The sequence below is a fragment of the Nonomuraea sp. NPDC001636 genome (genome assembly GCF_040298265.1).
GTDB lineage: Bacteria > Actinomycetota > Actinomycetes > Streptosporangiales > Streptosporangiaceae > Nonomuraea.
In genome coordinates this window covers 101,836-112,739 of sequence record NZ_JBEOZT010000033.1, presented here as the reverse complement: position 1 = coordinate 112,739, position 10,904 = coordinate 101,836, and the positions used below count along the sequence as shown (strand labels likewise).

11 protein-coding genes are annotated in these 10,904 nt (G+C 73.0%); 7 read left to right on the top strand and 4 right to left on the bottom strand.

Annotated elements, in window-relative coordinates; genetic code table 11:
• Positions 1 to 283: 283 nt before the first annotated feature.
• Positions 284 to 877: a response regulator gene (locus tag ABT158_RS42915; protein ID WP_352363766.1), complete on the top strand. Its 594-nt coding sequence runs from the start codon at positions 284 to 286 to the stop codon at positions 875 to 877.
• Between the two features lie 220 nt (positions 878 to 1,097).
• The gene (atpB, locus tag ABT158_RS42910) at positions 1,098 to 1,874 is read left to right on the top strand and encodes a F0F1 ATP synthase subunit A (protein WP_352363764.1); all 777 of its coding nucleotides are present in this window, start codon (positions 1,098 to 1,100) and stop codon (positions 1,872 to 1,874) included.
• A gap of 4 nt (positions 1,875 to 1,878) precedes the next feature.
• Here the strand turns inward: atpB and ABT158_RS42905 are convergent, their stop codons facing one another.
• Positions 1,879 to 2,754: a diacylglycerol/lipid kinase family protein gene (locus ABT158_RS42905; protein WP_352363762.1), complete on the bottom strand. Its 876-nt coding sequence runs from the start codon at positions 2,752 to 2,754 to the stop codon at positions 1,879 to 1,881.
• A 259-nt stretch (positions 2,755 to 3,013) separates the two neighbouring features.
• Between ABT158_RS42905 and ABT158_RS42900 the strand changes: the two genes are divergently transcribed.
• From ABT158_RS42900 to ABT158_RS42890, 3 genes are read left to right on the top strand one after another with little or no spacing between them, the layout of a single operon-like run.
• On the top strand, positions 3,014 to 3,562 hold the full coding sequence (locus ABT158_RS42900; RefSeq protein ID WP_352363760.1) for a hypothetical protein: 549 nt from the start codon (positions 3,014 to 3,016) through the stop codon (positions 3,560 to 3,562).
• A 51-nt stretch (positions 3,563 to 3,613) separates the two neighbouring features.
• Entirely contained in the window at positions 3,614 to 4,285 is a 672-nt protein-coding gene (locus ABT158_RS42895; protein ID WP_352363758.1) for a response regulator transcription factor, read from the top strand.
• Positions 4,282 to 5,616 carry a sensor histidine kinase gene (locus tag ABT158_RS42890; protein WP_352363756.1) on the top strand — a complete coding sequence of 445 codons (1,335 nt, stop codon included), beginning with the start codon at positions 4,282 to 4,284 and terminating at the stop codon, positions 5,614 to 5,616. Before ABT158_RS42895 ends, ABT158_RS42890 begins: the two co-directional genes overlap by 4 nt.
• Positions 5,617 to 5,706: 90 nt before the next feature.
• Here the strand turns inward: ABT158_RS42890 and ABT158_RS42885 are convergent, their stop codons facing one another.
• The 3 genes from ABT158_RS42885 to ABT158_RS42875 form a co-directional block, all read right to left on the bottom strand.
• On the bottom strand, positions 5,707 to 6,669 hold the full coding sequence (locus ABT158_RS42885) for a hypothetical protein (protein ID WP_352363755.1): 963 nt from the start codon (positions 6,667 to 6,669) through the stop codon (positions 5,707 to 5,709).
• Positions 6,670 to 6,759: 90 nt separating this feature from the next.
• On the bottom strand, positions 6,760 to 7,872 hold the full coding sequence (locus ABT158_RS42880; protein WP_352363753.1) for a low temperature requirement protein A: 1,113 nt from the start codon (positions 7,870 to 7,872) through the stop codon (positions 6,760 to 6,762).
• A 35-nt stretch (positions 7,873 to 7,907) separates the two neighbouring features.
• A complete protein-coding gene (locus tag ABT158_RS42875; protein WP_352363751.1) occupies positions 7,908 to 9,059 on the bottom strand; it encodes an IS701 family transposase in 1,152 nt (383 codons plus the stop codon).
• A 330-nt stretch (positions 9,060 to 9,389) separates the two neighbouring features.
• On the opposite strand from ABT158_RS42875, the gene ABT158_RS42870 reads away from it, so the two are divergent.
• A complete protein-coding gene (locus tag ABT158_RS42870; RefSeq protein WP_352363749.1) occupies positions 9,390 to 10,271 on the top strand; it encodes a sensor histidine kinase in 882 nt (293 codons plus the stop codon).
• A complete protein-coding gene (locus tag ABT158_RS42865; RefSeq protein ID WP_352363747.1) occupies positions 10,249 to 10,887 on the top strand; it encodes a response regulator transcription factor in 639 nt (212 codons plus the stop codon). The genes ABT158_RS42870 and ABT158_RS42865 overlap by 23 nt, the downstream gene beginning before the upstream one ends.
• Positions 10,888 to 10,904: the final 17 nt, after the last annotated feature.

Here is a 10,904-nt window from a genome sequence, read left to right as displayed (position 1 = left end):
GGGGCAGGGCCGAAGGGGGCAGGGCCGAAGGGGGCAGGGCCGAAGGGGGCAGGGCCGAAAGGGGCAGGGCCGAAAGGGGCAGGGCCGAAAGGGGCGGGGCCGGAGGAGTTGGGGGCGAGGGGGCTGGGGCTGGGGGAGTGGTGGTTCAGGGGTTCGGAGGTGTTGGGGGTAATGGGCTGACCGGGTTGGCCGAGCGGATCGCTGCCGCCGGCGGACGTCTGGAGGCCGGGCCGCTGCCCGGCGGTGGCTACCGGCTGCACGCCCGAGTGCCCTTGGAGGTGCCGTGATCCGCGTCCTCATCGCCGACGACCAGGACCTCGTCCGCGGCGGCCTGGCCGCGCTGCTCGCCCTGGAGGACGGCATCGAGGTGGTGGCCGAGGTCGGCCGGGGCGACCTGGTCGAGCCCGCGGTGGCCGAGCACCGCCCCGACGTGGTCCTGCTCGACATCGAGATGCCCGGCATGTCCGGCCTGGAGGTCGCCGAACGCCTGCGCGGCCATCGGGTGGTCATCGTCACCACGTTCGGCCGGCCCGGCTACCTCAGCCGCGCCCTCGACGCGGGCGTGTCCGGGTTCGTGGTGAAGGACGCGCCGGTGGCCGAGCTGACCGCGGCCGTGCGGCGGGTGATGGCCGGCGAGACGGTGATCGACCCCAAGCTGGCGGTGTCGGCCCTGACCGTCGGGCCGAGCCCGCTCACCCAGCGGGAGGCCGAGGTGCTGCGGACCGCCTCCGGCGGCGCGACCGTCGCCGACATCGCCCGCACCCTGTTCCTGACCGAGGGCACCGTACGCAACTACCTGTCCTCGGCGATCACCAAGACCGGCGCGCGCAACCGCGCCGAGGCCGTCCGCGTGGCCGAGTCCCGCGGCTGGCTCTGACCCCAGCCACCGCCGCACCCCCGCACCGCCGCACCCCCGCAACGCCGCACCCCCGCACCGCCGCACCCCCGCAACGCCGCACCGCCCGCACCCCCGCACCGCCGCACCCCCGCACCCCCGCAACGCCCGCACCCCCGCAACGCCCGCACCCCCGCAACGCCCGCACCCCCGCAATGCCCGCAACCTCTCAACCCTGCAACCTCTCAAGAGGAGCTTCGCCATGCCCTCCGACGACTTCCGCCCGCCCGGCCCGGAGTTGTTCGACTTCCCCGCGCTGTGGGACGGCGCGCCGCTCTGGCTCACCAAACCGGTGCTGCTGGCCGTCGCCGGCGTGCTGGTGGTGTGCGCGCTGGCCTGGGGCGCCTTCTCCCGGCCCAGGCTGGTGCCGCGCGGCCTGCAGAACGCGGGCGAGTACGCCTACCTGTTCGTCCGCGACCAGATCGCCCGCCCGTCGCTGGGCGCCGACGCCGACCGCTGGATGCCGCTGCTGCTCACGCTCTTCCTGCTGATCCTGCTCTGGAACGTGATGGGCGTGATCCCGCTGCTCCAGTTCCCGGTCACCGCCCACGTCGCCTTTCCCTGGGTGCTGGCCGGGGTGGTCTACCTGCTCAAGCTCTACCTCGGCTTCAGGCACCAGGGCCTGGCCGGCTACCTCAGGAACGCGATGTTCCCCGAGGGCCTGCCCAAGGCCCTGGCGATCACCCTGTACGCGCCGCTCGAACTGTTCTACATCTTCGTCACCGCGCCGTTCACCCATGCCGTGCGGCTGTTCGCGAACATGTTCGCCGGGCACACGCTGCTGGCCTTCTTCAGCGCGGTCGGATATTGGTTCCTGGTGGAGCGGCCGACCGTGGGCGGCGTGGCGGTGGGCGTGCTGGGCGTGTTCATGACGTGCCTGCTGACCGCGTTCGAGATCTTCGTCATGTTCCTGCAGGCGTACCTGTTCACCATGCTCACCGCCATGTACCTGGGGCAGTCCCTGCACCCGGAGCACTGACCGGTCAGGACGCGGGCGGCGCCAGGACCCGCCAGGCGGCCGGCCGCACGATCCAGGTACGCCGCTCCGCCACCTGCTCCAGCTCGCCGTCCACGCTGGCCGGGACGGGCCCGCCCGCCACGGTGATCCGCCTGCCGCGGAAGGTCTGCACGTCGGGGCGGGCGGGGTGCCGGCCGCGGCGCAGCCCGGTGGCGAAGGCCAGCCGCGCCAGCGGTCCCGTGGCGTAGGAGACCACCACCTCGGCCAGCCCGTCGTCGGGCCGGGCCGCCGGGGCCAGCGGCGTGCCGCCGCCGATCGTGGCGCCGTTCCCGACGCCGGCCATGAGCACGCGGCGGCGGCCGGTGCACACCTGGGCGCCGTCCACCCTGATCCGCAGCCGCCATCCGCCCGTCCCGGCGCCCGCCAGCACCGCGCCCACCGCGTACGCGGCCCGGCTGAGCAGCGGCTTCAGCGGCGCGGCCCGCTCGGCGGCGTGCGCGCCCACGCCGAGGTGCGCGGCGTTGACCACGATGCCGCCGTCGTCGTCGATCAGCAGGTCCACGGGCCGTTCGTGCCCCGCCAGCACGACGCGGGCCGCCTCGGCCGGGTCGAGCGGGATGCCCAGCGTGCGGGCCAGGTCGTTGCCGGTGCCCATGGGGATCAGCCCGACCGGGCCGGCGTCCAGGCGGCCGTGCTCCAGCAGCGCGGCGACCAGCGCGTGCACGCTCCCGTCGCCGCCCATCACCACCGGGACCCGGTCGTCGTGCGACCGCGCGGCCTCCCGCGCGTCGCCGTCGCAGACCTGCACGTCGGCCTCCGCCCGCAGCAGCCGCAGCACCTCCCGCGTGCTGTCGTCGCCGACGCCGCCGGCCTGCCGGTTGCAGATCACCAGAAGTCTCACGGGTCCTCGCCTTCCCTTCCGCTGGGCGGATCGGTCTCTTCCCCGGGCGCCTGGCACAATGCCCCGCCGCCGGAACCCGTTCGCGGGGCGGAGGTCCGGCGCGCGGAACGCGACGGCGCGTTTCCATGGCGGTCCGGAAGGTTCCCGGCGGCTTCTATGGCGTTCCTAAGGTTCCCCGACGGTGGGGTGAAGGTGGCCGCGGTTGAGTGGCCGCAGCGGGCCGGGCCACTGGGGACCGGCCGCCAGAAGGGCAACCGACATGAACCCACGAAAGACCGCGCTGGCCCTCGGGGCGGCGGCGGCCCTGACGCTGGCCGCCTCCGGGGCGGTGCCGGCCGCGGCGGCCGGCCCGTGTGCCCAGGTCTCGTCGACGTGCTCGCCCGCCGACGTGGCCAAGGACCACGCGGGCGAGAAGACCGCCGACGTGAAGGCCGGCGTGAAGGCCGGCATACGGACCGACGTGCGCAAGGACCCCGGCGACGGGAAGCCGCGCGACGGCAGGCCCGGCTGCGGCCCCGAAAAGACGGACCACCGAGGCAAGCCCGGAAAGCCCGGTAAACCGGACAACAAGGACCACGGCATCTCCCCGGAGGCGTTCGCCAAGGCGCTCGCGGCCGAGCTGGGCGTCGGGTACGACCGCGCCCTGCGCGCCGTCAAGGAGCTGGACGCCCTGTCGGAGAAGGGCCGGGTGGACCCGGACTCGGCCGGGTTCGGCGCGGTGGCCGAGCACCTCGGCGTCACGCCGGACCGGCTGGAGCAGGCGCTGCGGAACGTCAAGCGCGCGCTGGCCGGTGCCGAGCCCGCATAGAGACCGGCACCGATCTTCCTCAGCCGGGGGTGCGCAGGGGAGAGTGGCACCATGCACGTCCTTGTTGCCGACGATGACGAGGCGGTCCGCCGCTCCCTGACCCACGCGCTCACCCGCGAGGGCTACGACGTCAGCGTCGCCGCCGACGGCCTGCGCGCCCTGGAGGCGGCCGGCGGCGGCCGTCAGGACGCGGTGGTGCTGGACATCATGATGCCCGGCCTGGACGGCCTGGAGGTGTGCCGCCGCCTGCGGGCCGCGGGCGACCGCACCCCGATCCTGATGCTCACCGCCCGCGACCTGGTCGGCGACCGGGTCGCGGGCCTGGACGCGGGCGCCGACGACTACCTGGTCAAGCCGTTCGCGCTGGAGGAGCTGCGGGCCAGGCTGCGCGCGCTGCTGCGCCGCAGCGCGCCCGCGCAGGGGCTGCTCCGCCACGCCGACCTGGAGCTGGACCCGGTCGCCTGCCGGGCCAGCCGCGGCGGCCGGCCGCTCGACCTGACCAGGACCGAGTACACCCTGCTGAAGGTGTTCCTGCGCAACCCGGGCCGGGTGCTCAGCCGCGAGGTCATCTTCGACTCGGTCTGGGGGTACGACTTCGGGCCGTCCTCGAACGCGTTGTGGGTCTACATCAGCTACCTGCGGGCCAAGCTGGAGGCCGGGGGAGAGCCGCGGCTGATCCAGACCGTCCGCGGCCTGGGGTACGTGCTGCGGGAGGAGCCGTGAGGCTGCGCACCAGGGTCGCGCTGACGGTCGCCGCCGTGGTGGCCGCCGCGCTGCTGGCGGTCTCGCTGGTGGTCTACCCGGCGGCCGCGGCGGGGCTGGCCGGCCAGCACGACGGGGAGCTGATGCTGGCCGCCGGGCAGGCGCCGCGGCTGCTGGAGTCGCTGAAGGCCGCCGACTCGCCGCTGCCGGCCAGGCCCCTCCCGGTGGGCAACACGCTGCTGCAGTTCTGCCCCGACCCGATGCAGACCGGCCCGACCGACGGGTTCGTGCCGCTGGTCGAGCAGGACCAGGCGGTCGCGTTCGGCAAGCTGCCCCCCTACTTCCGGGACGTCGCCTACGACGGCGTGCGCTACCGGCTCTACACCGCCCCGCTCAACATGGGCAAGGGCGTCCTGGTGCGCACGGCGTTCCCGCTGAACCGCGACGAGCAGACGCTGAACGCGCTGAAGCTGCTGCTGGCCGCGCTGACCCTGGGCGGCGCGCTGGTCGCGGCGGCGGGCGCGCGCCTGCTCGCCGGCCGGGCGCTGCGGCCCGTCGCCCGGCTGACGGCCGTGGTGGAGCGGGTCACCGCCACCGGCACCCTCACCGCCGACGGCCTGGAGGGCATGGGCGCCGGACGGGACGAGGTGGCCCGCCTGGCCGGCTCGTTCACCACGATGACGCACGCGCTGCGCGAGTCGGTGCTGGCCCAGCGGCGCCTGGTCGCCGACGCCTCCCACGAGCTGCGCACGCCGCTGACCAGCCTCACCACGAACCTGGAGCTGCTGGAGGAGGGGCGCGGCACGGCCGACCCGCAGGCCCCGGCCCTGGTGCACGAGGCCCGCGTCCAGGCCGAGGAACTGCGGGTGCTGGTCAACGACCTGGTCGAGCTGGCCAGGCACGGCGACGTCGAGCTGCACCTGGAGGACGTGCGGCTCGACCTGGTGGCCGGGCGCGTGCTGGCCAGGGCCGCGGCCCGCGCCCCGCACGTACGGCTGCGCGGCGAGCTGGCCGAGTGCCTGGTGACGGCCGACGCCGACGCGATCGAACGGGCGGTCTCCAACCTGGTGGACAACGCGATCAAGTGGAGCCCGCCCGGCGGCGTGGTGCTGGTACGGGTGGACGCCGCGGGCTCGTTGTCGGTGGCCGACCAGGGCCCCGGCATCGCGGCCCACGACCTGCCGTTCGTGTTCGACCGGTTCTACCGCGCCGAGGCGGCCCGTTCCCTGCCGGGTTCGGGGCTCGGCCTGGCCATCGTCCGGCAGATCGCCGAGGCGCACGCCGGATCGGTGCGCGCCGAGCCGCTGCGGCCCGGCGTACGGCTGGTCCTCGCGCTGCCTCCGAGCGCGTGACCTGACACTGAGGGCGCGACCACGGGCGCGGACCCCCGCACCCGCGGCCGCGCCGGTCCAGGGGCCGGTGGCCGGTGGCCGGTCCGGTGTTCAGTGAGCCCCGGCGACGGGCACCGCGGGCGTGGCGGGCGCGGCGGGCCGGGGCATCGGGCGCGGCGGCAGCGCCATCAGCACCAGGCCGAGCACCGCCCACAGCCCGAGCACCGTCAGCGGGACGGCCAGGGCGGCGCCGTCGAAGTAGACCACGCTGCGCACCAGTTCGAGCGCCGACCGGGTGGGCAGGACGTAGCCGAGCGCCGCGTACCAGGGCTCGATGAACGCGGCGCCGAACGGGCCGCCGCTGGCCGGCAGGCCGATCGGGATGAACAGCACGGCCGCCGCGATCACGCCGCGCGGCCCGAAGCGGCGCATCAGCCCGTTCACCGCCACCGAGACCAGGAAGATCACCGCGCCGGAGACGGCCAGGAGCCCGAGCGGGCCGCCGGTGAGCGCGCCGAGCAGGCCGTCGACGACCCAGGTGAGCGCCAGGCCGCCGGTCGCCGCGCCGAGCGCGAGCACCGCGAGGCGCAGCCCCCGGTGCATCATCGGCTGCATGCGCATGGTGAGCACGGTCGTCGCCAGCGCGGTCAGCAGCAGGCCCAGCACGTAGAACATGCCGGACACGCCGGAGGAGTCGCCCTCGGCCAGCGGCCGCACGTCCTCGACCGCGAGCTGCCGTCCGGCGGCGCGCTGCATCAGGGCGGTGAAGTGCGGGGCCGCCGTGTCGCCGCCCGCACTGGCCACCAGCAGCCGGCCCTCGCCCGCCAGGTAGGCGGCCTCGACCTCGCGCCGGAGCACCGCCGTCCGCGCGCCGGCCGCGTCGGCGTACGGGCGGGCGTCCACGGCCCCGCCCGCGGCCTGCTCCAGCCGGGCGGCGTCGGGGCCCACCACGGCGAGCGGCACCCCGTGCGGAACCGGGTGGTGCAGCGCTCCGACGAACGAGCCGATGATCACGGCGCCGACGACCGCGGACACCAGGTAGGCGACCGCGACTCGAACAGCGGGATTCTTCATGACGCTCCTCAGTTGTCCACCCGGCTCAGGTCCTGGTGGCGGCCCGCACGACGGGCGCCGCCGCCCTCACCCTGCCGGTTAGAGCGCGCGCTAAGTCAAGGCGTCGGACTCGGATCTGGCCCGCGAATGTTCCAGGAAGTTGAACGTCATCACCACGAGCACCAGGGCGGCCACGGACAGCAGCGCCGGCGCCTGCAACGCGATCGGGACGATCGCCAGGCTGGCCACCGGCATGGCGAGCTGCGGCCCGGACCACTTGCCGAAGATGTGCCAGCGGGCGTAGCAGAACGTCGCGAAGTACAGGGCACAGCCGCCGAACAGCAGCGCGGTCACGGGTGGGGCGAAGACCTGGCCCGGATGGGAGACGACCTCGGCCATGCCCACCGCCATCGCCATGATCGACCCGATGAAGGCCAGGTGGCCGTAGGAGAAGACACGCCGGATCAGGTCGGTGCGGATCACGGCCTCGTCCAGGGCCTTGGGCAGCGACTCGGCGGCGAAGATGAAGTACACCCACCACAGCGCGCAGGCCAGCACGAACGTCGCGGCGACCGCGCCGATCGAGCCCACGGCCAGCGGGCGCGCCGACGACGCCTGCGCGCCGATGGCCAGGATCGGCTCGCCCATCGCGATGATCAGCAACAGGCCGAACCGCTCGGGCAGGTGATGAGGGTGGAAGGTGACCCGCACCAGGTGGCTGCGCGTCAGCACCGGCGCGGCCAGGTCGATGGCGGCGGCCGCGGCCCAGACCCACACCCGGGCGCCGCTGTCCAGCAGGCCCCCGGCCAGCAGCAGCGGCCCGGTCACGCACACCGAGAGCGTGAAGGGGTTGACCAGCTCGAACGGCCGGCCGCGGAAGTACAGGGCGGCCAGCAGCGAGCGCTGGGCGAAGTAGGCGGCGCCGAACATCAGCCCGCGCTCCTCGTAGGCCAGGGGGGTGGCCAGCGCCATGAACAGGCCGCACAGGCTGAGCGCCAGGATGCCCAGCCGGTCGGGGGTGTTGTTGACGTCGCGGGTGTTGGCGTGCACCGCCATGCCTACCCAGGCCCAGTACGTCGGCACCAGCACGACGACGGCCTGCCCCACGCTGCCCCAGCCGTGGCCGCGGTGGAGCAGGTCGGACAGCTGGGTGACGGCGAACACGAAGACCAGGTCGAAGAACAGCTCGACCCAGGTGACTTGCTTGTCTGCTTTCGGCTTCATCGAGCGGTGTGACTCCTCGTACGTCGTGCGAATGCTCACGCGGGCAGCAGCGCGGGCTCGGCGCCCGGCGCCAGCCGCCAGCGCACGTCGAAGGCGTAGGCGGCCGAGGCCAGCGTGACGTGGTGGTGCCAGCCGTGGAAGGAACGGCCCTCGTAGTCGAACAGCCCGAAGCCCCCGGCCAGCTCGCCGATGGCGTGGGCGGCCCGCCAGCGGGACTTGGCCAGCGCGACCAGCTCCTGCGCCGGCACGGACATGTTCGTCAGCCAGAACGCGCGCGGCCGCGGCCGGCCGAGCGGCCACTCCACCAGCAGCCTGCGCGAGCGCGCCTGGTCGTCGGAGACCGGCAGGAGGACGAACTGCGAACGCAGCGACCGCCCCCGCGGCCCCTCCCACCAGGCCACCGTGCGCCGCTCCACCCCGGCCGCGGCCTGCGCCGCCTCGGCCAGCGCGACGCGGGCCCGCGGGCCGCCCCCGCGCACCACGCTCATCGAGGCCCTGACCCGGTGGCGGGCGTCGACCTCGACGACGTAGTCGAGGCCGCGGTCCTCCAGACCGCGCAGCAGGTCGGCGACGCCCCGGACGTGGGTGAGGTCGGCCACCAGCGGCGCGACGGGCGTGCCCCAGTCGAGCGTCAGGTCGTCGACCAGGTCGATCACGTGCTCGCCGAAGGGCCGGTGCCGCTCCTGGTCGGGCACGTGCGCCCGGGCCCGCCGGTCGTGGTCGGCCTCCCACGACTGCGGCAGGCACAGCCGCCAGTTGACCGGCACGGCCGCCTCGCCGGAGCTCATCAGCACGGCCGCCCCCACCTGGCAGTTGACCGTGCGGCCGAGGCCGCGCACGTACTGGCGCTCGACGCCCGCCGACCAGCGGCCGTGCTTGGCGAAGGCCACCTCCTCCACCAGCCACGCGGCCGGGGGCGCGCCGGCCGCCAGCACGTCGGCGACGGTGCGGCGGACCGGGCGCGGGTCCCAGCGGCTCTGGTTGACGAACTGCTGCAGCGACTGGCCGTTGTGCGGGCCGCCCACCTCGTCGGCGATGCGCTGGATGGACTTGCGCCCGCCCGCGTGCAGCAGCCCCAGCACGTACGACTCGGCCGCGCTACGCTGGTCGGAGCGCGGCAGCGAACCGAATATCGTACCGAAGAATTCTGCGAACTCTTCCCGCTCGTTCACCGCGAGTTCTCTCATGACCGCCCCTCACCTGCATTCGAGAAGATCCGTAATGGCGAACGCGGTCAGGATCGCAGTTAAGTTTTGGTTCGCACAAGAGAGTAACACCAAGGTGGCAGCGGAGCTGTCCGGAAGTATTAAAGGGAGTACTCCAGGAGGCATCTGCCGGGTGCTCATCGATAACCCGGTATTACATCACACGCGCCCTCAGTCAGGTGTGCGGGTAATGGACTTGCCGCCCGATGAGTCTGGAGTGCACTCTTGCATCCGCCGGAATCATGTGATCATATGATGCGGGGATCTGCGCCGGTGACTGAGTAAGGCGACACACACTACGGGGGATGACCAGTGCAGTGCAACATCCAGCCCACGGTTGTGATAGCCGAACGGATCGAGGCCCATAAGGCTGCGATCTTGGCACAGCTGTGCGGCGAAATTGAAGAATCAACTTCCGGGGCCGCTCCCGGAGAGTGCGCGGAGTTGGCGGAAGAGCTCCTCGACCTGATGGTGGCCCGGCTCAAGGCCGGTACGGACCGTTCTTCCGGAGCCCTGGCCGGCTCAATGGACGGCGGCCGCGGCGACGCCCGGGAATGGCGGCGAATTTCCCGCGACCTGCACGACCGGGTGGGCCACGAGATCAGCGTGGCGAGCCGGCAGCTGGAGCTCGCCGAAATCGGTCACGCACGTGGTACGGACGGTTTCCCGGTGCATGTGAAGGAAGCGAAGGCCGCGCTGCTGCGAGCCCACCAGGAAATCCGCGACGTCATATCCGACCTGCGCGTTCACGCCCATTGGCCGGGAATGGAGCAAGCGCTTGTGCGGCTCATGACAACCATTGTGGACCCGCGGCTGGAGCATCGAATCACCCTTATCGGCGATGTCGACGGCCTGCCTCCGCGCATTCGGGACGAGTTATTCCTGATATTACGCGAAGCCATTACCAACAGCATCTCCCACGCGGGCGCCGACCTGCTCGAAGTGTGCGTCAAGATTGTGCACGACCGGATCACAGCAATTGTGCGGGACAATGGCCGGGGTTTCTCGGGCTGGCGTGCGAAACAGGGGAACGGCCTGACCTCCATGCGCGAGCGCGGGGTCGCTCTGGGCGGCCTGGTGACCATAGAGAGCACCCCCGGGAAGGGCACCGAGGTCGTCTTCCGTGCCCCTGTCCGGGCTGTCCGGGACGAGCGGCCGAAGGAAACATCGGATGCAAAGAGAAGGCAGCATTGACGTCCTCATCGCCGACGACCACACGATCCTGCGGGAGACGCTCAAGCAGACGCTGGAGCTCGAACCCGACCTTCGTGTCGTCGCCACCGCGGGGGACGCGCGCGCGGCGGTGAAGTCGGCCGAGGCGCTGCGGCCGGACGTCGTGGTGCTCGACGTGGAGATGCCCGGCGACGGCGTCGTGCGCACCACCACCCACATCCACCGGGTCTCGCCCCGGTCCCGCGTCATCGTGCTGAGCATGTACGACGACCCGGTGCTGGTGCAGGAGCTCATCGCCCACGGCGTGCGCGGCTACCTGCTCAAGAGCGTCGGCCGGGAGGAACTGGTGCAGGCCATCCGCGGCGTCTGCGCGGACGCCGAGCGCGTCGTGCTGTCGGTGTCGCGGGAGAGCCTGATGATGTCCGGCCGGCCGCGCTCCGGGAAACTGTCCGAGCGGGAGCTGAGCGTGCTGTCCCTGGCCGCCCAGGGCCTCAGCAACGCCCAGATCGCCACCCGGCTGATGATCGCCGAAGGCACGGTCAAGCGTCACCTGCGCAACATCTTCACCAAGCTCGACGCCACCTCCCGCCTCGACGCGGTGAACAAGGCCATGGCCGCCTCACTGCTGACGCTCTGACGCCTTCTCCGCCATGG

What these genes read in the sequence shown, in the direction of transcription:
- atpB (WP_352363764.1), top strand. Translation starts at nt 1,098, where the DNA reads ATGCCCTCCGACGACTTCCGCCCGCCCGGCCCGGAGTTGTTCGACTTC.
- ABT158_RS42900 (WP_352363760.1), top strand. Translation starts at nt 3,014, where the DNA reads ATGAACCCACGAAAGACCGCGCTGGCCCTCGGGGCGGCGGCGGCCCTG.
- ABT158_RS42895 (WP_352363758.1), top strand. Translation starts at nt 3,614, where the DNA reads ATGCACGTCCTTGTTGCCGACGATGACGAGGCGGTCCGCCGCTCCCTG.
- ABT158_RS42885 (WP_352363755.1), bottom strand. Translation starts at nt 6,669, where the DNA reads ATGAAGAATCCCGCTGTTCGAGTCGCGGTCGCCTACCTGGTGTCCGCG.
- ABT158_RS42880 (WP_352363753.1), bottom strand. Translation starts at nt 7,872, where the DNA reads ATGAAGCCGAAAGCAGACAAGCAAGTCACCTGGGTCGAGCTGTTCTTC.
- ABT158_RS42875 (WP_352363751.1), bottom strand. Translation starts at nt 9,059, where the DNA reads ATGAGAGAACTCGCGGTGAACGAGCGGGAAGAGTTCGCAGAATTCTTC.
- ABT158_RS42865 (WP_352363747.1), top strand. Translation starts at nt 10,249, where the DNA reads ATGCAAAGAGAAGGCAGCATTGACGTCCTCATCGCCGACGACCACACG.